Raw genomic sequence first — 20,404 nt, forward strand, 5'->3', positions numbered from 1 at the left:
TATCGGCAGCCACACACCCCCCGAAATAATTAACTTAGCCTATCCTTTATCTAGTTAGGCTGCCCCATGCGGGGTAGACGCGGTAGACGTGATTGACGCGCGCTCGAGGATCGATCAACACCCCGTGCGTCCGATGGCCTTCACCGCACCCCAATGAGCTCCCTACACGTTAGGCTTTTATATGTTTCGAAACAATTCGCTGACCCGTCGCGCGGCAATGAAGACGGCCGCTGTCTTAGCAGCATCCACTCTCGTCCTTTCCGGTTGCTCCCGAGGCGAGGATTCCTCGGCGTCAAATATTGAGGGCAATGAGAACGAGCGCATCGCCGCAGTTGGCCTAGGAGACAGCGATACCTTGCTCGCGCTAGGTATCCAGCCTGTTTGGCAGCAACACGCACATCGGGAAAACGTTGTCATCAACTCGGGCGCGCGTTTCCAGGATCAAGGTGGCATCCACAAAGGGGAGCATGCGGTCGTGGCCGCGGGCACGGTGGTGACCAAGGACGTCGCGCTGCGCACTATTGCGGGCGGGGTGTCGGCCCGTTACTTGCGCGACATCGAGGGCTAATCCGCGCGGGCAGAGGACGTTGCCGCCGAGCGCATGGTACCCGCCTCCAGGTCATCCTCGTTGAAGAAGTCGAGGACGCCGTCCTCGAAGACGTAGGCGCCGTCGGGGAAGTAGAGGGTCAGAGTGCCGTCTTTGAGCTCCGCCTGGATGGGGTGACCCAAGGTGCCGGCCTCGTAAGTGCCGTCGCCGACCTTTTCAAATTTCTTGTCGGACAGGAAGTCTTTGGAGTCGTCTCTGAAGGTGGCGAGGTCGACTTCCGTTTCGCCATGGGTTTTGAGGAAGTAGTTGCTTGGTCCGTTCATGGCTTCCGCGGGGGAAAACTCACCGTCGAGGAAGTCGCATTCACTTTCGCTGATGGAGAAGCGGCAGCGGACGGGGCCGCTATTGGTGTCGAATTCGTAGAACTCGTCGAGGTCGGCCGGATCGACGGCGTCGTTCAGATGGGTGAGGTCGATTCCGATGTGGTGTTTGTCTTCTGCGTTGAGCTCGGTCTTGAGTGCTCCGAAGTCCATCGCGGTAAATGTCACGCTCACTGGCTTGCCTGCCTCATGTGCGGGAGTATCGCCCGTAGTGAAACTTACGGAGTCGCTGCCAATGGTGAAGTCGAAGCCGTCGCCGGAGAAGTACCCATTGCTGTCATTGAGCGGGTGGCCCCAGTTGAAAACGATGGAGAAGACCACTTGTTCGCCCTCGTAGTTGCCGGAGGCAATGATGTAGCTCAGGGGCTCGCACGCATCGAAAGAATCTTGGGTGACTTTGAAGTCTTTGAGAGGTGCTCCGCGTTCAGGCTCCTCCGTCAACAGGAAATGAACGATGGCCGTTGGTGCTTCGCCTTTGTCAACGAATTCGCCGACTCCGGAGTCGGCGACTCCGGCGTTCGGGTCGCAGCTTTCTTCGGCCAAGGATACGGGCCAGTTGCGTGTCGATGCCGCCCTGCTCGACGTAGCTGGGCTGGTGCTGCTGCGAGTCGCGCGTGAGGAAGTGCTCGAGGTCGCTGGTGGGTTGGAGGCAGACTCGGTCGCCGCGCTCAAGTCAGGTGCCACTGCGGATTCCGACGGGGCTGCCTCGCGCCGAGTGTCGGGGAGGGAGCAGGACGCAACGAGCGCGGCTGCTGATGCCGCCGCTACTGCGGCACGCGCGGTGCGTTGGGGCAGGAGGACAGGGAGAGTGGTCATGGTGTATGTCCTTCGTCCGAGGGGCGAACTCGTGGCCGAGACTAACGAAACGCGAAGCCGAGTCCTATCACCGGCTGGAAATTGTTAGGAGATCGAAATGATTTACGGGGAGAGCTGAGTGATGGGCTGGACAGACAAGATGTCGACCTCGCCCGCGCAGGCCTGCAGGCCCGGCACTGCGACATAGAGGCTGTCGGTGTTTTCGGGCGGATAGATCCGCAGGCCATCGGCGTCCTGCGGTTGGCAGGCCGCCGCGTCGAGCAATCCCACGTTGGTGATCTTGAGCCCCGCGCGGGCCTGGGCCCCTGGCGCCAGCGTCACGGTGGCAGCTTCGGTGCCGGTCTCACGCAGCGCGGCGGGGCCTAGTTGAGTGCCGTCGTTGCTGGTGACGGCGGAGACGCCGGGGAAGCCCGTGAGGGTGCACTCCTCGTCAGAGGTATTGGTCAGCACGATGTCGACGAGTCGGGAGCCAGCGGCTCCCTGTTCGTTGGTGATCTCGGTGGAGAGCTGGGAGGTGGCGCAGGCGCCCTCGGGCAAGGGCGGGATAGTGGAGGATGCTGGGGCTGGTGCGGTGCCGGACGCGCCGGGAGCGGCCCCGGAAGCAACGTCGTCGGCGGCATCGTCACCCGCAGGGGCGTCGGCCGAGTGAACGACGGTGGTCGTGACTGCCGACGGTGCCGCAGAGTCCTCCTCGCTGGCGGAACACGCGGCGAGTGGCAGCAGCAGGCTGAGGGACAGGAGTGCGCGCAGATTCTTCATACCCACAGGGTAGTTTCACAGCACGACGGGGACTAGAGATTACTGGTCACGAGTCTGTTAAGTCTTTGCTAGCAATGAGCAACGATTCGCAGAATGTGTCACACAGTGTGCAGTAGCCGTCCTGTGACTGAAAGTGTGAACATGATGAACTCCCGCCGCCTTTCCCATGATCGAAAAACGCAGGGAACGACGGGGCTTATGGGCGCTCCGGCACGATGAGCGGCCCGCCGGTGACGGGGTCCTCGATGACGCGGGAGTCCAGTCCGAAGACGTCGCGCAGGGCCTGCGGCGTGATGGTGGACTCGGGCGAGCCCAGGGCCGTGACGGAGCCGTCCTTCATGAGGACGAGGTTGTCCGAGTAGCGGGCGGCTAGGTTGAGATCGTGGAGCACCATGACGATGGTCTTGCCCTGTTCCTTATTGAGCGTGGAGACGAGCTCGAGGACGTCGATGGAGTGCGCCAGGTCCAGGTAGGTGGTGGGCTCGTCGAGGAAGACGATGTCGGTGTCCTGAGCCAGGACCATGGCTATCCACACGCGCTGGCGCTGGCCGCCGGACAGGGAGTCCACGGGGCGGTCGCGCAGCTGAAAGACGTTGGTGAGCGCCATGGCCTCGTCCACGGCGGCGGAGTGGGAGGCGGACCACTGCTGCAGCCAGGACTGGTGCGGGTGCCTGCCGCGGGCCACGAGGTCTGCGACGGTGACGCCGGCAGGGGTGATGGGGGACTGGGGGAGCATCGACAAGCGCGTGGCTAGCTCCCGGGAGGAGTAGTCACCCAGCTTCTTCCCGTCGAGGGTGACGGAGCCCGCCGACAGTGGGAGCAAGTGGGACAGGCCGCGCAGGAGGGTCGACTTGCCGCAGCCGTTGGCGCCGATGAGCGTGGTGACCTGGCCGTCGGGGATGTCGAGTGTGACGTCGCGGCTGATGACGGTATCGCCATAACCGACGGAGACGGAGTGCGCGGAAAGTCGAGCGTTCATTACCTGATGTTGTCCTTCAGACCCTGGAGGATGATGGTGGCCGAGAGCAGGGACGCGTTCATGTACCAGGACTCGTAGTCCACGGACACGGCCTGGTTGGCCTGCACTGCCTTGAGAGAGTGCCATGTGGCGGCCTGCGAGGGGTCGGCGGCGCCGGCGTTGACGCCGTAGAAGATCCAGTCGGCGTCGGCCTCGGAGAGCTGCTCGGCGGAGATGTCCTGGCCAGCCTTCTCAATCTGCTTTTGGTTGGCGGGGCGGGGCAGGCCGGCATCGGCGGCCACGGAGCCCGCCATGGAGTTGACCCCGTAGAGCTGGAACTGGTCTTCCTTGGAACGCAGGAAGGAGACGGTGGGCTTGGAGGATAGGCCCTCGCCCCAGGCTTTGGCGTTGGACTCGTACTCGGCCAGGAGGGGCTCGGCGGAGTCCTTCTTGCCCACGGCCTCGGCGATGGTGAGGAGGTCCTGCTTCCAGTTCTCGCCGCCGCCCTTACCGGTGACGACGGGCGCGATGGCCTTGAGCTGCTCCAGGATGGCCTCGTCCGTACGCGAGTTAGCGCAGATGAGGGTGGGCTTCAGGGAGGCGATGGTCTCCAGATCCGGGTTGGCGCGTAGGCCGCAGTCCGCGATGGAGTCCAGATCGAAGTCGGAGCCGAAGCGGTTGCGGATGTAGTCCGGGACGACGCCCAGGTTCTTGGCCTTGGCCGCGCCCACCGGGAGAATGCGCAGCATGAGGAGGTTGTCCAGCTGGCCGGTGTTGAGCGCGATCACGCGCTGGTGCTGCTCGGCGGCGCTGGACGATGCCGCGGAGGTGGCCGCCTGCTCGCTCGGCGCAGTCTCCTGTTTGGAGCAGGCCGCAGCGAAGGCGGCGACGCCGAGGCCAGCGGTGATCTTGAGGAAGTTACGTCGTTGCATGGTCGTCTACTTTCGTGTTCGAGTTTGCTGCCAGAGCAGCCAGATGAGGAAAGGTCCGCCGATGACCGAGGTGATGATGCCCACCGGGATCTCCCAGCCGAAGGCACAGCGGGCGATGAGGTCGGACACGCACACGATGATTGCGCCCATGGCCGCCGATGTCCCCAGGGGCGGCGCCCCGACCCGCGCCAGGCGCGCGGAGATCTGCGGGGCGACGAAGGCCACGAAGCCCACCGGGCCCACGGCGGAGACGGTCACCGCGGCCAGTAGAACTGAGACGATGAGCAGTGCCGCGTTGATCTTCTTCAAGGGGGCGCCGAGGGCTTGGGCGGAATCCTCGCCGAGCTCCAGCGCGGGCAGATCGATGGCGATGCGGGCTAGCACTAGGCCACACACCACGAGCATGCCCAGGGTGGGCCATAGGTGCTCGAAGGTGCAGCCGTTGAGCGAGCCGACCATCCACACCTTGGCCGCGGCCGCGGTGTTGAGATCTGTGGCGGCCAACATGTACGTGACCAGGGCGTGGAGGAAGGCGTTGCCGCCGATGCCCACGAGGACGAGGCGGAACATATCCACCCTGCCGCGCCGGGACAGCATCCAGATGGCCGCGCCGGTGGCGAGACCGCCGGCCATGGCGGCGAGCGGGATGCCGACGTAGGCGCCGAACGCCCCGCCGGCCCCGGCAGATCCTCCGAAGACCATGATGGCCACGGCCGCCACGGTGGCGCCCTGGTTGATGCCCAGGATGTCCGGGCTGGCCAGGCCGTTGCGGGCGATGCGCTGCGTGATGGCGCCGGAGAGCCCCAGCGCGGCGCCGACGGCTAGACCCACGAGCGAGCGGGCCAGGCGCCAGTCGATGACGACGGTGCGCTCGAGCTTGTTTCCGCCGCCCGCCAGCACGCCGATGACCTCGGCGGGGTTAAGGGGGAACTCGCCGATGCCGAGGCTGATGACCCATACGAGCGCGCTCGCGACCACGATGGCCGTGGTCCAGGCTTGCGTGCGCGGGTGGTAGAGGAAGCTGAACTTTCCGAGGCTGAGGTACTTCATTACAGGCTCACCACCGTTCGGTGCCGGACGAGCCAGATAAACGCTGGCCCGCCGAGCAGCGCGATGACGATGCCCGCCTGGAGCTCGCCGGGGCGCATGATGAGGCGGCCCACGATGTCGGCGCCGAGCAACAGGCAGGCGCCCGCCAGCGCGGAGTAGGGGGTCACCCACTTGTAGTCCGGGCCGGTGATGCCGCGGGCGACGTGGGGCACCACGAGACCGATGAAGGCGATGGGGCCCGCGGCTGCCGTGGCCGCGCCGGCCAGCAGGGTGATGGCCACGAAGCCCAGGATATTGGCGCGGGCAACGTTGGTGCCCAGCGCCTGCGCGGCCTCCGCGCCCAGATTGAGGATGTTGAGCGTCGGGCCCAGCGCCAGCGCTAGTACCGCGCCGATGGCGAGCGGCACGAGCGCAGGGGTGATGATGTCGAAGCCGCGTCCGGTGACGGACCCCGCTTGCCAGAAGCGGAGGGTGTCGAGCGCGTTGGGATCGATGTAGACGATGGCCGACGTGGCCGCCGCGAGGACGGCGGACAGGGCGGAACCCGCGAGGACGAGGCCCAGGGTGTCGCCGCGACCGATGCCGCCGGCGGAGAGCCCGAAGACGAGCAGCGCCGCCAGGCCCGCGCCGAGGAAGGCGAGGAAAAGGTGCGACTGCATGGACGTCAGCCCGAAGAGGAAGATGCCCGCCGCGACGAAGAGTGCGGCGCCCGCATTGACGCCGAGTAGGCCAGGGTCCGCGAGCGGGTTGCGGGTCAGGCCTTGAACGAGTGTGCCGGCTAGTCCGAACGCAGCTCCGATGACGATGGCGAGCACGGTGCGCGGGATGCGCATGGTGGCAAGGATTCCGGCGATCTCGGCGACGCTGCTGCCCACGGTGCCGGCGGCCTGGGCGGTGTCGGTGTGCCCGCGCAGGATCTCCCAGGCGGTGGGCCAGGCCCGGGTGAGCTCTGAGATGGAGGTCGCCTTGGCGCCCAGTGCCAGGCTGGCGAAGACGAGGGCGGCGAGTGCGGCCACGAGGAGGGCTAGGCCGAGGAGTCGTCTGCTGTGGCCCGCGGCGCGCGGGGTGCCCGCGGCCGGTGTCGGCAGAGTCGTCGATGTCATGTAGGTAAGGTTAACCTAATTTCGCCGATATGCGTGAATTGTCTTTCCTTGCTGGAGGTTCGTCGGCTTGAGATAGGTTCACCTAATGTTGGTTAGGCTATCTTTTCTCAATTCGACAGTTCTTTTATGTCTCTGCGGACTTCCCGCACTCGTCGCTCGGCCGCGGTATTCTTGTCGCTCGCCCTTGTCGGCTGGGGTGCGGCCGCATGCTCGTCGGACCCCGATTCCGGTGCGGCCGACAACTCGGTGGCGGTATCGTTGGCGCAGTCGGCATCGGCTGACGGCGACGCCGCGGCCTATCCGGTCACAGTGGCCACCAAGTTCGGTGACCTCACCGTCGAGGAGGCTCCGCGGCGCGTGGTGGCCCTGGGGTGGGGCGGCGCCGAGGTGGCGCTCTCGCTCGGCGTGCAGCCGGACCTTATCCTCATCCTCGACGTTCGTTCCTCGGGCGATCGAGAGCGCTACGACACACTGTCGGCCATCGCGCCGGTCGTGGGCATCCCGGAGGGTGGAGACAACTGGCTGACGGATCGCTCCACCCAGCTTGAGCGGTGGGGGGAGACAGCGGAAAGCGTGCCATCAGTGCTGTCGTCGGTGACGCAGCCGGTGAGCACTAGAGCGAGGGATGCGGCGAGAACGGGGAGTAGTCGCTGTGTAGTCATGGTGCGGAGTCTAGGCGTTGAGCTTTTAGAGTTCTTGCAAAGCGGGGAATACGCGCTCCTTGAGCATAGGGGCGATGTCGACATCCGGGGCAGCGGGATCGACCCACGCTAGCTCCGCAATCTCCTTGTCTGGATGCGCGACGGAGATTTCTTCCTCGTAGACATAGACGTGTGCGTGGATGTTGTGTGGGGCGCTGTTAGCCGCCGGTGAGATATACGTGGCCAGGCGGCGAAGCTTCGATATGTCGACCGCGGCGCGCACGGCCTCGTGGGCGATGAGCTGGGCGGCCTTGGCGGGGTTGATCGTGTCATCGATGGAGCCGAAAGGCAGGACGAATTCTGGGGTAGAGGTGGCGCGGAGGACGAGAACGCGACCGTGATTATCGCGGAGGATAACGGCTACGATTTCAGTAATGTCTGCGGGAGATGAGGGCGAAGTGGAGGTCTCAGACATGCCTCCATAGTAGGTCTGCGCGGGGTGCGGAGAGCGGTGAAGAAAGAGAGGGGGCACCCGAAAACTGTCAGTAATGTAACGGGTTGGACACAGTCACACACGTTAGAAAACGGCCGTCCATGGCACGTGCCATCATAGGGGAAGTCTTATAGACCATTACGAGAAGAAGTGAAAGAGGAATTGCTCAATATGCGAAAAATTCCGCACCTTAAGAAAGTCCTCGTGGGCTCGGCTTTCACAGGTGCGTTCTTCCTGGGTAACCCAGCGGCGGGTGCCCAGGAACTCCCCACAATCCCGGAGATTGATTCGGCAGGTTTTGTTGATCAGGTACGCGAGGATCTGCAGTCCGTGGGCATTGAGACCATGCCCGTGGACAAGGAGCTGACAGACTCCGTCGATTCAACAGTCAACGGCGCCGCCGCAGCGGCGTCGAAGGATGCGTCCCAGGCGGTTGCTGGGGCCGTGAATTCCCCTGCGGCGCAGCGCCTTGCGGGGCAAGCGAACCTGGATACCCAGTTACCGGTTCCGGCAGCACCGCAGGACTACGCTGGTGTCGACGCCAAAACGGGTGAACCGCTGACGAATCCTGCCCCCATCGGATTGCTGGAGGAGGCCACGCAGCCGGAATTCGTGCCACAGGGCACTGATCCGAACTATGCGTGGAAGAATGACCTGTTTTCCAAGATCGCTGCCGGTAAACCGCAGGCGGACTATGTCCTGCACCGAGTGCCTGGTTCCTACTATGACGCGCCCCAGATTCCTGAGGAATCCAATGTCGCGATGACCGAGGGTAAATCCCTCTACGGCCCGGGTACCCCGCTCTACATCCATGAGGACACCATGTGCACGCTGACGGCAGCCGGCACCGATGCGGAAGGCCGCAAAGTCGGTATTACCGCTGGTCACTGCGGAAATGTCGGCGATCCGGTCTCTTCGGCAGACTCCTGGCAGGTTGGCCCGACCGGCACCGTGGTGTCAAAGAATGAGCAGCTGGATTATTCGCTCATCGAGTTCGGCTCCAAGGCCGAGGTGTCCCGTAGCTACAACGGCGTGACCGCTAATGGGGTTGGTGGCACCACCCAGCCGGGCGATATCACCTGCAAGAGCGGCGTGGCCACCGGCCGTACCTGTGGCATGACCTTCCAGCACACCGAGCGCGTCACCGTCAACCAGGTGTGCGCCATGGTTGGAGACTCCGGCGCTCCGGTCTTCCGCAACGGCCGCATCGTCGGCTCGGTATCCCGCGGCCTGATTCCGGGGTTGCCGTCGTGCCACACTCCGTGGCAGGGCGCGCTGCACAACCCCACGGTTGTGTCTAACACCGATGCCATCATCGCGGATCTGAACCGCCGCGAGGGCGTAGGTTCCGGTTTCGCGCTTCCGGAGAACTAACCACCACTGCGAAACCGGTCACGGAGCCGTGGGCGCGTGGCCGGGAGAGTACGTTTCTAACAAATAGTGCCCCAGATCTTTAAAGATCTGGGGCCTTATTTGATCGAAGCGTCACCGGGCGCGACGCTGGGGAATGACGCTGGCGTGCGGCGCCGCGCTGCGGTGCCGCAGGGGAGTTAGGAGAGGGCGGAGAGGGCGACGTCATGAAGCTTGCCGTTGGAGGCAAGCGCTGAGCCGCCGTGGGGCCCATCTTCACCGCGAACGTTGGTGAAGCGGCCACCGGCCTCGGTGACGAGGAGCGCCGGAGCGGCCAAGTCCCACAAGGAGACCTCGGGCTCGGCAGCGATGTCGACGGCGCCCTCGGCCACGAGGCAGTAATTCCAGAAGTCGCCGTAGCCGCGCAGACGCCATACCTTGTCCGTCAAGGACACGAAAGCATCGCGGCTTGAGCCCCAACCGGACAAGGAACTCATAGCAAGGGAGGCATCCGCCAAGTCGGAGACCTCGGAGACGCGAAGGCGCTTGGGCTCCCCGCCGAAGACACGGTAGGCGCCGCCCCCCTTGGCCGCATACCAGCGGCGGCGCAGAGCCGGGGCAGAAATGACGGAAACCACCGGCTCGCCGTCCTCCAGTAGTGAGATCAGCGTGGCCCAGACGGGGACGCCGCGCACGAAATTCTTCGTGCCATCGATGGGATCGATAACCCACTGGCGGCCCTCGAAGCAAGCCTCGCCGCCGAATTCTTCACCCAGAACTTCATCGCGCGGGCGCGAGCGTTTCAGCGCCTCGCGGATGGCCTTTTCGCAGGCCAGGTCGGCGTCGCATACCGGAGTCATGTCCGGCTTCTCCTTGACGGACAGATCTGCTGCCTCAAAGCGGTGCATCGTGATGGCATCCGCATGCCCGGCCATCTCCAAGGCCAAGCCGAGGTCTTCTTTGTACTTACCCACGGAGCCATTCCTCCATCTGATCAACTACCTGTTTATTGCCCGCGATACACCATTCCACACCGCCGGCTTCAACCTTGCGCGCCGCGCCGCCTGCTGCGAGCACCAGCGCTTGACCCGGATACCAATCCCAATCCTTCACGGAATGCTGCATCCATGCTCCCCACGTGCCATCCGCCACGCAGGAGAGGTCCACGGACCCTGCGCCTAGCATGCGCACGGTGGCAAAGTGCGGGGCCACCTTTTCCCAGGCGGAGGCGATTGTGGGATCCGTGATGGAGGTGGGATGCAGGTACGTCGACAAGCACAGCTTGTCGGCGGGGGTGTCGGTGAGTTTGGCGACTTCCTTGCCGTCCAGGCTGGTGGGGAAGTCACGGCCACCAAACCACGTGTAGCCCATGGCGGGGCGGTGGACGGCGCCGAGGATGACCCCTTCAGCGTCGATAAGCGCGAGCGCAGAGCACCAGTAATCGGCGCCCGAGGCGAAGTTGTAGGTGCCATCGACGGGATCGATGACCCAGGTCCGGCCGGAGGCCGAGTCGCGGTTGGCGCCCTCCTCGCCCACGATGCCGTCCTCGCCGCGCAGGGCTTCGAGCACGCCGGCGACGAAACGCTCGGCGGCGAAGTCCGCGTCGGTGACGACATCGGAGACGGAGGTCTTTTGCTCTACGTCGACACCCTGCTCGCGCAGGCGCCAGGCCAGGCGGCCTGCGTTATAGACAAGCGCCTGGGCAAGGTGAGCATCGGTATCGTCCGCGTGGGCGACGATGAAGGTCTTGATGATGGCATCGATCATCTCGGTGAGGCTTGGCTGGTCACTCATGCCGCCTATTGTCGCGCTAAACGCGGCCGATGGCTAATCAGGGAGAAAGAATAAGTAAAGTAGGGGGCTATGCGTCCGGAACAAACAGCTCGTCTTGAGGAACTCAGCGCCACTTTGACCTCCATTGAAAAGGTGATGGACCCGGAGGCGGTGTCCGAGCGTGTGCGCGAACTCGAGGCTCAGGCGGGGGATCCGTCGCTGTGGGACGACCCAGACCATGCGCAGAAGGTGGCCTCGGAGCTCTCGGCGCAGCAGGCAAAACTGCGCAAGCTGAATTCCCTGCGGGGGCGGATCGAGGACCTTCCGGTCATGTCCGAACTAGCGGAGGAGGAGGGCGATGAGGCCTCCAAGGAACTCGTGGACACAGAGCTGAAAGATCTTGGCGCGGCCATCGAGGCGCTCGAGGTAACCACGATGCTCTCCGGCGAGTATGACGAGCGCGAGGCCGTCATCAACATCCGCTCCGGCGCGGGTGGCGTGGATGCGGCGGACTGGGCGGAGATGCTCATGCGTATGTACACGCGCTGGGCGGAAAAGCACGGACACAAGGTCGATGTCTATGACATTTCCTATGCCGAAGAGGCCGGTATCAAGTCTGCCACCTTCGTGGTGCACGGCGAATACATGTATGGCCAGCTTTCCGTGGAGCAAGGTGCGCACCGCCTCGTGCGCATCTCGCCTTTTGATAACCAAGGCCGCCGCCAGACCTCCTTCGCGGAGGTGGAGGTGCTGCCGGTGGTGGAGCAGACTGACTCCATCGAGGTTCCGGATTCGGAGGTGCGCGTGGATGTCTACCGCTCTTCGGGTCCTGGTGGTCAGTCCGTGAATACGACGGACTCGGCGGTGCGCCTGACACACATCCCGACGGGCATCGTGGTGACCTGTCAGAACGAGAAGTCCCAGATCCAGAACAAGGCTTCTGCCATGCGCGTGCTGCAAGCGAAGTTGTTGGAGCGCAAGCGCCAGGAAGAGCGAGCGGAGCTTGATGCGCTGGGCGCCGGTGGCAATGCATCCTGGGGCAACCAGATGCGCTCCTATGTGCTGCATCCGTACCAGATGGTCAAGGATCTGCGGACGAATTACGAGGTGGGGGATCCCTCCAAGGTCTTGGACGGAGATATCGATGGCTTCCTGGAATCCGGAATCCGGTGGCGCATGGCGCAGCAGGAGGCCTAGGCCCGAGTGGCAAATGTTGCTAATGTGGCTTAAGTGATCACTTTCGAGAATGTGTCCAAGGTCTATCCGACCTCCACTAGGCCCGCTCTGGACAACGTGTCCTTTGAGATTGAGGACGGCGAATTCGTCTTCCTCATCGGCCCGTCCGGCTCCGGCAAGTCGACCTTCCTCCAGCTCATGGTGCGCGAAACCAATGTGAGCTCGGGAGACATTTACTTCGGGGACTTCCACGTCAACACGTTGAAAGGCCGCGAGGTCAATAGCCTGCGCCAATCCATCGGCTACGTCTTCCAGGACTTTCGGCTCCTGCCCAAGCTCAACGTCTACGACAACGTCGCCTTTGCCCTCGAGGTCATTGGCAAACGCAAGGCGCGGATTGCCAAGCAAGTGCCCGAGGTCCTCGACATGGTCGGCCTAGGCGCCAAGCAGCACCGCATGCCGCATGAGCTTTCCGGTGGCGAGCAGCAGCGCGTGGCGATTGCGAGGGCCTTTGTCAACCGCCCCAAGCTGCTGCTTGCCGACGAACCCACGGGCAACCTCGATCCCTCCACTGCCGCGGAGATTATGGCCTTGCTCACCAAGATCAATCGCCACGGAACCACCGTGGTGATGTCGACGCACAACGCGCGCGCGGTCAACGAGGCCCGCCAGCGCGTCATCGAGCTGCACAACGGCACGCTCGTGCGTGACGAGAAGAACGCAATGTACGGGGAGGCGGTCTAGGTGAATCTAGGCTTTGTTTTCAGGGAAGCCTTTAAGGGGCTCGGGCGCAACATCACCATGACTATCGCCATGGTGATTACCACCGCCATTTCGGTGGCGTTGGTGGTGGCCGGCGTCTTGGTCACCCAGATGACCAATGACACCAAGGACATCTACCTCGAGCGTGTCGAGGTCATGGTCCAGCTCAATGAGGAGATTTCAGCCAACGATCCGGAGTGTAAGGACGCGGCGTGTGCCGGGCTGAAGAAGAAACTGGAAGCGGATGAGGACATCGAGTCCGTGAGCTACCGCAACCGCGAGGATTCCTATCAGCGCTTCGTGGAGCTGTTCAAGGACACCGATCCGGTCATGGTTGAGGAAACCTCCCCGGATGCGCTGCCGGCTGCCTTCCACGTGCGGTTGAAGGATCCGACGGATACCGCGCCTATCGACGCCATCGCTTCCGACCCCGCTGTCAGCGACATCGTCGACCAGCAGGAGGAGGTTCGCAGCGCCGCCGGCAACTTGGACGCCATCCGGAATGCCACGTTCATCCTTGCCGCGGTCATGGCGCTTGCAGCCATCATGCTGATTGCGAACATGGTGCAGATCGCCGCCTACCAGCGCCAGCGGGAGACCGCGATTATGCGTATCGTCGGTGCCTCGCGGTGGGTTACTCACGCGCCCTTCATCATGGAAGCAGTCCTCGGTGCTGTCGGCGGCGTTGTCCTCGCCGGTATCGGCGTCATTCTGGGCAAGAACACCGTGCTCGATCCCGCCCTCAACGACCTGTACCACAACCAGCTTCTAGCCCCGGTGACCTCTGGGGACGTCTGGACGGCGCTGCCCATCGTCGGGCTTGTGGCAATTGTGTGTGCTGCGCTGACCGCACAGGTAACGATGCGCGCCTACGTGCGGACCTAGAGCTGCAGGGGCGATGTGGATTTTGCCTGGCAGTAGCGTAATATAGTCCGAACTATGGCGAAGAAGGCAAAGAAGAAAAAGGCGGCCGTCGACAATAACTCGACCCTGGCCACCAACCGACGTGCCCGCCACGACTACACCATCCTCGACACCCTGGAATGCGGCATGGTGCTCGTGGGCACCGAAATCAAATCGATGCGCGAAGGCAAGATTTCCCTGGCGGATGCCTTCGCCACTATTGACGACGGCGAAGTCTACATCCGCAATCTCCACATCCCGGAGTACTCCCAGGGAACGTGGACGAATCACTCGCCCAAGCGCACGCGCAAGTTGCTCCTGCACCGCCGGGAGATAGACAAACTCATGGGGCAGGTGCGCGACGGCAACAAGACCTTGATCCCGCTTAAGGTCTACCTGAAGGATGGCCGCGCCAAGTGTGAGCTCGGCCTGGCCAAGGGTAAGCAGGACTATGACAAGCGTGAGGCAATTAAGCGCCGTGACCAGGACCGCGACATTACCCGCGAGCTGGGTCGCCGCGTCAAGGGGATCAACGCCTAACCTGGGAGCCATGATTTATACGGCCAAGGTTCATGACGTTATTCGGGGCGAGGAGCAACCGCGTGGGGTAGCGGTGCTCGTCGATAAGCTCTGGCCCCGTGGCGTGGCCAAGGAGCGCCTGCCCTATGACCACTGGTTCAAGGATGTCGCGCCCAGTCCGGGGTTGCGTAAGTGGTGGGGGCACGATGTCGATGCTTTCGAAGAGTTTGCCCGGCGTTACCGCGCGGAGCTCGACGCGAATGACAGCGAGGAGCTGGAACAACTGCGCCACCTTGCTGAGCTTGGCGACGTCACCCTCCTCTTTGCTGCCAAGGACCGCGAGGTCAACCACGCCACTGTGTTGAAGGCGTGGTTAGAGGAGAGCTAGGCGAATAGTCCCCAAATGGTGGCGCCTACGGCGATGAGGCCCGTGACGACGACGAACACGTTGCTGGGGCGGCCGCGGAATTGCTTGAGAGCATCGATGCGGTGGATGGCATACATCGGCAGCAGGTAGAGGATCGAGGCGATGAAGGGGCCACCGATGGCTTCGATAAGCCCCAGGATCGATGGATCGATGATCGCGACAACCCAGGCGGCCACGAAGATGATGCCGTGCATGATGGAATTGAGCTGCTTTTCCGAGAGCTTCGCCGTAGCGTGCGGTGCGGCGCTGCGCAGCAGGAAGTTGCCGCCCTCGGTGGCCCCCAGTACGTGGCCGAAGTAGGAGGAGATGATGGCGATCATCGCGATGATCGGGGAGAGGAATGCCAAGACCGGAACGCCAGTGACGTTGGCCAGGTAAGACAGAACCGGCAGGTTTTGCTCGCGGGCTTCGGCGAGCCCGTCCGCACCAAGCGTGAGGGTGCAGGACCACACGAAGAACATGGTGAACACGGTGAGCAGAATCGCAGTCAGCGCCAGCGCGCGCGATGCGTTCTCAGAGCTCTTCTCGCGGCCGTGTGCGGCGACCATAGCTAAGGAGAACTGGGAGATGGCGGGGGAGTGGTTAAAGGAGAAGACCAACACGGGGATGATGAGGGCGACAGCGCCGACGACGCGCCAATCATTGTTGCCCACCTCCATGAAGGAGGCGATATCCCAGCGCGGGATGAGGTAAATGGACAGTGCGCCAAGGCAGAAGATCAGCGGGTAGACCAGGAACTGTGTGACAGCCAGCACCATGCGTTGGCCAAAGGCGAAGACGATGGTCATGATGCCCACGAGGAGGAAGGACAACAGTGGGCGCGGAACCGAGGGCCCGTGTAGCTGGTTGACGATGAAACTATCAACCGTATTGGTGATCGAAACGCCATAAATGAGGACGATGGGGAAAATTGCGCAGAAGTAGACCACCGAGATGATAAATCCTGCGCTTTTGCCGAAGTAGTCCGTGACCACCGCGGTGATGTCCTCGCCCTGGCGTGGCGATGCACAAATCATGCGGGCGAGCCCGCGGTGGGAGAAGTACGTCATCGGGCCGATCAGGATGGTTGCCACGAGTAGCGGCCAGAAGCCGAAGCTGCCGGCGTTGATGGGAAGGAACAAAATGCCGGCGCCCACGGCGGTACCAAAGAGGGAGATGGCCCATTCGGTATTGCTCGCTTGATGGTGGGCGGTTTCTTGGGAGCTAGAGGTTTCGGTGGTTGCGCTCACTTTGCAGCCTTTAACAAAGTAGGAGAATTGGACTCACACACCTTAACAGCGTTTAAGTTGATGTTAATCACAAGGGGGTGCTTATGAAAGCTATGCCTCATGTGGCCTGGGGTGAAGCTTGCGGGAATAGGGGCGGGTGCAGTAGCGTTGAACGAACCGTAGGGCGCGCAGAGGCGCGTGCTGCGCAGCTTTCACAGCAATGTGTAATCGAGGGGTCGACATGGTTTCGACTTCGTACATTGAGCCAGGGGAAGCGTGCCGGTGCAGGCTAGAGACCACCGTTAAGCGTCGTAGCAACCAATAAACGCAGAGAAGAACTCTCAGCGTGACTACGCCCTCGCTGCCTAATTTCAGCGACGCGTGTCTGTCAGCCTAGGTTTGGTTCCTGACCTAGATCCTGGCATCGACTAGGGAACTTGCCTGACCGGTTTGTTGTTCGGCCGGTTGGGGACTTCAAGAGCAACTGGGCCCATCATCCGGAGCGAGTTTGCCCGAGCCGGAGGGCCGAGTAGAGATCCTGTGCAGACTGCGCACGGAGAAGCCCTGGCGAGGTGACGAAGGACCCGGGTTCAATTCCCGGCGGCTCCACCAGACAGGAAACCCCAGACCATCACTGGTCTGGGGTTTCTTCTCGTTTTTCACCTCTGACCTGCAAAGGGTGAAATGATTACTTGCGTACAGTAGCGTTCAATTAGGAACACTCGTGTCCCTCATTTGTCCCTCATTCGACCGACTTGTCCCTCATTTGTCCCCCAAAACCACGGGTTCAATACCGCAGGATTGAACCCACAAACCCCGGACTTGTCCCTCACGCATCCAAGGAAAGAACATGGCTTCCACGCGCCGCCGCCGGTTCGGAAATGTCGAACTCCTCAAGTCCGGAAAATACCGTGCCCTCTACCGCGGCCCCGACGGCAAACGCCACCGCGCCCCACACACCTTCTACGACGAAGGCGACGCCAGCGCATGGCTCCGCGACGAACAACGCCTCATCGAATTCGACGAATGGACCCCGCCATCAACCCGCGCCCAGTCCCGCGAAGACCGCGCCCGCACCGTCGGCGACTGGATGAAAGAATGGATGGCACTCCGCGAAACCGGCGTCGACGCCCTGGAGCCATCCACCGCCGCGAACTACTGGAAAGACATCAACCTCCGCATCCTCAACGTCACTGGCAAAGCCGCCCGCCTCCGCGACATCCCACTAACACAACTCACGCGCCGGGACATCGCGGCATGGTGGGACGACATCTCCTCACGGTTCTCACCGACGGTCTGCTATAACACCTACAAACGACTGCGCGCAGCACTCAACGCAGCAGTCGACCGCGACATGATCCCCGCCAACCCCGCAACACTCAAGGCCGCCACCCGCCGGCCAAAGACAATCAAGAAGGAACTCCCAGACTACGAAGTCCTCAAAGCCATCGTCGACGAGCTCGACCATACAAAGACCCGAGTCGACGGTGCCGAGAAAGCCATCGCCATCCTCACCTTCTTCCACGGCCTCCGCATAGGCGAAGCCCTCGGACTCCGCCGCAAAGACATCACCCGCGACCCTGACGGCCACTACTTCGTCCACATCCGCGGAAACGTCTACCGCACTAAGGACGGCATGGTCTGGAAGCCCCGCCCCAAGTCCGAAGCCGGATGCCGCACCGTCCCCATCTTCTCCGCATTCGAAGACGACATCACTTGGCACCTCGAACACCGCACCGCCGACTCACCCGACGCCATGCTCTTCACCACCGGCACCGGTGCCACCATCCTCGACACCAGCTACCGCTCCATCCTCAACCGCGCCAAAAAGCGCGCCGGGTATGAAGACCTCCGCATCACCCCGCACTACGGCCGCAACTGGGTCATCACCACCCTCGCAGAAGCCGGCATGCCGATCCCCGCCATCGGTGAATTCCTCGGCCAGCGCGACCTCCGCACCATCACCGAGGTATACATGCGCGTCACAGACAAGCGCAAAGACGCCGTCCTCGGAACGGTCGATCGAATCTTCCATGGTCAGGACGCGGAGGTGGCAGACATTAATACCAAACGCATCGCGCGGCGCAGCAACCAAGAATACGGGAATGCCGAAAACCTGCTTCCGTCAAAAACTACTGACCGTAACTGACCGTAATTGAACGCTATTGAGTAAAATAGATGGTTGTTCAAAATTCATGAGAAAGGACGCGTCGAGTGAGCTTGCCAGCGTGGAACGAAGACCAAGTTCTTCCTCCGGGAATTTGGCCGACTGACCTCGACGGCATCCGCGAGCGCTTTGTTCTTGATGTACCTAACCAGAAAGAGCGGGAGTTGCTATTCAAAGCATTGACGCTCTACCTCATGTGGGTGCGTCCTCTCGTCGGGCCAGCTACCGTGTGGGTTGACGGCGGCTTTTCTATGAGAAAGGCTGCGCCCCCAAATGACGTCGACATTGTCATATTTCCCGATGACTGGGGACACATAGAAGGCCTTGACGAGGAACATAGGAAGCGGTTGCTTTCATCAGTTACTCATCAAGGCGTCGTGTCCGATTTGTCTCAAGGTGAGGTCATTCCACGACTACAACCGATGGCGGGAATGCTGGATGCATTCTTAGGGGCAGAAAGAAATCGCGAAGTATGGCGTGATACGTGGAGTAATGTCAAGCTTGATGGAGTATTGATTGATGGTATGTCTAAAGGCTTTGCGGAGGTGAGGATATGAGCAACCCTTTTAGGCGAGCGTTTGAAGACACAGTCGATGATGGGAGTTTTAGCTCAGCGTTAATCCGCAATTCTCTCTTCGCGGCAGAGTCGAAGTTTTATCCTCCACGACAGGCGTACCTCAGCGTAGAAATCCTCGGGAGCGAGGCAGAGGCTTATCTCAGCTCACAGGTTGCGCTATCGGTTTCTGACGCTGCGGCATATTTTGCGAAAGCGCTTGAAAGCCCCCAAAAAGAGAACGTTCGAATTACGAACTCGTTCAGGAGGAAGGTCGGAATTCGAAATGCTGGGACGGTGGGGAACCGCATCATTCTTGGCTTCAATGCACGGCAGGACGACCCGCAAACTCCACTTATTGATGAATCGCGGCTTCCTTCTCTGGGAGAATCGTCAGCGCGCAGTTTGACTCTAGCGCTGCCCAGTGAGGAGTCCGATAACGCCACCGTAGAAAATTCGGTAGCTTTGCTAGATGCGGAGAGGAACGGGCTATTTAATCTCTCGCGAGATTTGGGAAGGTTTAACCGAACAATCAAACTCGATTTAACGGTTAACGAGGAAACAGGTTCATCCGGAGTCCTTACCCCTACGCATGCCCGGAGTATGTTTGAACTTCTGATGGAAGCTCGGAAGGAAAGCTGGGAGATTGAGGTAAATGGGCGCCTTGACGGGATGCGTTCTCGTCGTCGCCAATTCTTCTTAGAAGCAGACAACCGAAATGAAATAGCGGGGACGATCGACCCGGATCTCCTTACAGAGCTTCCAAAGTTCATCGACAAGCGAGTTACTGCATCAATTAAGTGCGTCCGCATGCACTATGCCAGTGGTCGTACCGGCAAGATTGCATATCGTCTGGAAAGTATTCGGCCGCTTTCCGAACCGACTGTGCTCATGTAGTCGATGGTCCGTAGACCGAATTGGTTGTATCTCGTGTGCTGTGCTGATCGGATAATTTGTGATCAGGACGCCGAAGTCACCGACCTCAACGCCAAGTGCCGCGACCGTGACAACGACGAGGAAAGCGAAACGGCATAAAAAGAGCCCCTCCACGCAGGAGGGGAGAAGCACACAGCACTAGGCAGACTGCCAACGATTTCGACCATCGGAGCCAGGAGCGCACACCATCGGCACACCGTTCTTCGAAACGCCGGTGCCGCCATCACAGAACGAGCCAGGATGGACGTAGTTACCCGTCCCCGCGTCGCCGCCGCCCGTGTAGGCCGGCTCTTCGGCCGGAGCCGGAGCGACTGCCTGCTGCTGCGCCGCCGCAGCCGACATCTGGTCCGCGCACTGCTGCGTCCAGCCCGACGTGCCATCGGTAAAGAACGTCGTGCCCACCTCATGCAGGCTCACGTCACCGCAGGACTCCACAACCTTCTCCATCGGCGTCGGCGTCGACTGGCCAGGAGCACCCATGAAACCAACCGGCCCCTGAGCCGTGGTCTCCTCGATAGCCTCCGCCGGAGCGGTCTGCTCCTCGACGCGCTCGGTCGTCGGCTCCACGGCGGAGGAAGTAGCCACACTCGAAGAAGTCTCCGACGTCGAGGAAGCAGAGCTCGAGGACGGAGACGCTGGCACGGAACTCGCCGACGTCGGCTCCGTCGACTCCGGCGTCTCCGCCGGACCGGTAATCACACCGCCAGCGCCAACCAACACGACCGCCAAGATCCAGATGATCCCCCAGTGGCGCTTCATCGGCGACCCGGAGCGCGCCTTCCTCTCATGCAGAAGCCACCACGCACCAGGCAGAGCAAAGCCTAAGCCAATAAGGAAAGCGCTAAGCGAGAGGCCAAAAATCGCGGATAGAACAATGAGAGCGCCGAGGCCTACAGAGACGAAGGCGAGAATCTTCTTAAACATGAGTAACCCCTTGGGAATAGAGAGAAC

The 20,404-nt window shown here is 61.9% G+C and carries 22 protein-coding genes and 1 other RNA gene; 12 read left to right on the forward strand and 11 right to left on the reverse strand.

Going from position 1 to position 20,404, the window contains the following annotated elements; genetic code table 11:
• Positions 1-181 precede the first annotated feature (181 nt).
• The gene (locus tag ACUY3D_RS02585) at positions 182-568 is read left to right on the forward strand and encodes a hypothetical protein (RefSeq protein WP_070596556.1); all 387 of its coding nucleotides are present in this window, start codon (positions 182-184) and stop codon (positions 566-568) included.
• Here ACUY3D_RS02585 and ACUY3D_RS02590 read toward each other — a convergent pair.
• The 6 genes from ACUY3D_RS02590 to ACUY3D_RS02615 form a co-directional block, all read right to left on the reverse strand.
• Positions 565-1,743: a hypothetical protein gene (locus tag ACUY3D_RS02590; protein WP_246816535.1), complete on the reverse strand. Its 1,179-nt coding sequence runs from the start codon at positions 1,741-1,743 to the stop codon at positions 565-567. The two genes, ACUY3D_RS02585 and ACUY3D_RS02590, sit on opposite strands and share 4 nt — an antisense overlap.
• Positions 1,744-1,845: 102 nt before the next feature.
• Entirely contained in the window at positions 1,846-2,502 is a 657-nt protein-coding gene (locus ACUY3D_RS02595) for a DUF4232 domain-containing protein (protein ID WP_448240277.1), read from the reverse strand.
• 196 nt (positions 2,503-2,698) lie between these two features.
• Positions 2,699-3,481, reverse strand: a complete 783-nt coding sequence (locus ACUY3D_RS02600; RefSeq protein ID WP_010189119.1) for an ABC transporter ATP-binding protein — start codon at positions 3,479-3,481, stop codon at positions 2,699-2,701.
• Positions 3,481-4,392 carry an ABC transporter substrate-binding protein gene (locus tag ACUY3D_RS02605; protein WP_070684175.1) on the reverse strand — a complete coding sequence of 304 codons (912 nt, stop codon included), beginning with the start codon at positions 4,390-4,392 and terminating at the stop codon, positions 3,481-3,483. Before ACUY3D_RS02605 ends, ACUY3D_RS02600 begins: the two co-directional genes overlap by 1 nt.
• Positions 4,393-4,398: 6 nt before the next feature.
• Positions 4,399-5,442 carry a FecCD family ABC transporter permease gene (locus ACUY3D_RS02610; RefSeq protein ID WP_070685570.1) on the reverse strand — a complete coding sequence of 348 codons (1,044 nt, stop codon included), beginning with the start codon at positions 5,440-5,442 and terminating at the stop codon, positions 4,399-4,401.
• Entirely contained in the window at positions 5,442-6,545 is a 1,104-nt protein-coding gene (locus ACUY3D_RS02615; protein WP_070624448.1) for a FecCD family ABC transporter permease, read from the reverse strand. Before ACUY3D_RS02615 ends, ACUY3D_RS02610 begins: the two co-directional genes overlap by 1 nt.
• Positions 6,546-6,671: 126 nt before the next feature.
• On the opposite strand from ACUY3D_RS02615, the gene ACUY3D_RS02620 reads away from it, so the two are divergent.
• A complete protein-coding gene (locus ACUY3D_RS02620) occupies positions 6,672-7,319 on the forward strand; it encodes an ABC transporter substrate-binding protein (RefSeq protein ID WP_448240278.1) in 648 nt (215 codons plus the stop codon).
• Here ACUY3D_RS02620 and ACUY3D_RS02625 read toward each other — a convergent pair.
• The gene (locus ACUY3D_RS02625) at positions 7,233-7,661 is read right to left on the reverse strand and encodes an NUDIX domain-containing protein (RefSeq protein ID WP_448240279.1); all 429 of its coding nucleotides are present in this window, start codon (positions 7,659-7,661) and stop codon (positions 7,233-7,235) included. The genes ACUY3D_RS02620 and ACUY3D_RS02625 overlap by 87 nt on opposite strands.
• 189 nt (positions 7,662-7,850) lie before the next feature.
• Between ACUY3D_RS02625 and ACUY3D_RS02630 the strand changes: the two genes are divergently transcribed.
• Positions 7,851-9,053: a S1 family peptidase gene (locus ACUY3D_RS02630; RefSeq protein WP_102234041.1), complete on the forward strand. Its 1,203-nt coding sequence runs from the start codon at positions 7,851-7,853 to the stop codon at positions 9,051-9,053.
• Between the two features lie 176 nt (positions 9,054-9,229).
• Here the strand turns inward: ACUY3D_RS02630 and hisN are convergent, their stop codons facing one another.
• Positions 9,230-10,003 (reverse strand): histidinol-phosphatase, encoded by a 774-nt coding sequence (hisN, locus tag ACUY3D_RS02635; protein WP_070524683.1) that lies wholly within the window; start codon positions 10,001-10,003, stop codon positions 9,230-9,232.
• Entirely contained in the window at positions 9,996-10,823 is an 828-nt protein-coding gene (locus ACUY3D_RS02640) for an inositol monophosphatase family protein (RefSeq protein WP_070685574.1), read from the reverse strand. The genes hisN and ACUY3D_RS02640 overlap by 8 nt, the downstream gene beginning before the upstream one ends.
• Before the next feature lie 69 nt (positions 10,824-10,892).
• On the opposite strand from ACUY3D_RS02640, the gene prfB reads away from it, so the two are divergent.
• The 5 genes from prfB to ACUY3D_RS02665 are packed head-to-tail and all read left to right on the forward strand — an operon-like array spanning position 10,893 to position 14,550.
• Positions 10,893-11,999 carry a peptide chain release factor 2 gene (gene prfB, locus ACUY3D_RS02645; protein ID WP_448240280.1) on the forward strand — a complete coding sequence of 369 codons (1,107 nt, stop codon included), beginning with the start codon at positions 10,893-10,895 and terminating at the stop codon, positions 11,997-11,999.
• Positions 12,000-12,032: 33 nt separating this feature from the next.
• The gene (gene ftsE / locus ACUY3D_RS02650) at positions 12,033-12,722 is read left to right on the forward strand and encodes a cell division ATP-binding protein FtsE (RefSeq protein ID WP_070524676.1); all 690 of its coding nucleotides are present in this window, start codon (positions 12,033-12,035) and stop codon (positions 12,720-12,722) included.
• Positions 12,723-13,625, forward strand: coding sequence for a permease-like cell division protein FtsX (gene ftsX / locus ACUY3D_RS02655; RefSeq protein WP_070596544.1), 903 nt, complete (start codon positions 12,723-12,725; stop codon positions 13,623-13,625).
• A 54-nt stretch (positions 13,626-13,679) separates the two neighbouring features.
• Positions 13,680-14,183 (forward strand): SsrA-binding protein SmpB, encoded by a 504-nt coding sequence (smpB, locus tag ACUY3D_RS02660; protein ID WP_070524672.1) that lies wholly within the window; start codon positions 13,680-13,682, stop codon positions 14,181-14,183.
• Positions 14,184-14,193: 10 nt separating this feature from the next.
• The gene (locus tag ACUY3D_RS02665; RefSeq protein WP_102234029.1) at positions 14,194-14,550 is read left to right on the forward strand and encodes a DUF488 domain-containing protein; all 357 of its coding nucleotides are present in this window, start codon (positions 14,194-14,196) and stop codon (positions 14,548-14,550) included.
• Here the strand turns inward: ACUY3D_RS02665 and ACUY3D_RS02670 are convergent.
• Complete coding sequence (locus ACUY3D_RS02670) at positions 14,547-15,818, reverse strand: SLC5/6 family protein (protein ID WP_448240281.1); 1,272 nt, start codon at positions 15,816-15,818, stop codon at positions 14,547-14,549. The genes ACUY3D_RS02665 and ACUY3D_RS02670 overlap by 4 nt on opposite strands.
• Positions 15,819-16,029: 211 nt before the next feature.
• Between ACUY3D_RS02670 and ssrA the strand changes: the two genes are divergently transcribed.
• The 4 genes from ssrA (at position 16,030) to ACUY3D_RS02690 (ending at position 19,414) form a co-directional block, all read left to right on the forward strand.
• Positions 16,030-16,409: a transfer-messenger RNA gene (gene ssrA, locus ACUY3D_RS02675) on the forward strand.
• Positions 16,410-16,647: 238 nt separating this feature from the next.
• Positions 16,648-17,946, forward strand: a complete 1,299-nt coding sequence (locus ACUY3D_RS02680; protein ID WP_448240282.1) for a tyrosine-type recombinase/integrase — start codon at positions 16,648-16,650, stop codon at positions 17,944-17,946.
• A gap of 65 nt (positions 17,947-18,011) precedes the next feature.
• Positions 18,012-18,521, forward strand: coding sequence for a DUF6932 family protein (locus ACUY3D_RS02685; RefSeq protein ID WP_448240283.1), 510 nt, complete (start codon positions 18,012-18,014; stop codon positions 18,519-18,521).
• A complete protein-coding gene (locus ACUY3D_RS02690) occupies positions 18,518-19,414 on the forward strand; it encodes a hypothetical protein (protein WP_448240284.1) in 897 nt (298 codons plus the stop codon). The genes ACUY3D_RS02685 and ACUY3D_RS02690 overlap by 4 nt, the downstream gene beginning before the upstream one ends.
• A 177-nt stretch (positions 19,415-19,591) precedes the next feature.
• Here the strand turns inward: ACUY3D_RS02690 and ACUY3D_RS02695 are convergent, their stop codons facing one another.
• A complete protein-coding gene (locus ACUY3D_RS02695) occupies positions 19,592-20,377 on the reverse strand; it encodes a hypothetical protein (RefSeq protein ID WP_448240285.1) in 786 nt (261 codons plus the stop codon).
• Positions 20,378-20,404 lie beyond the last annotated feature (27 nt).

The organism is Corynebacterium guaraldiae, from assembly GCF_053480195.1.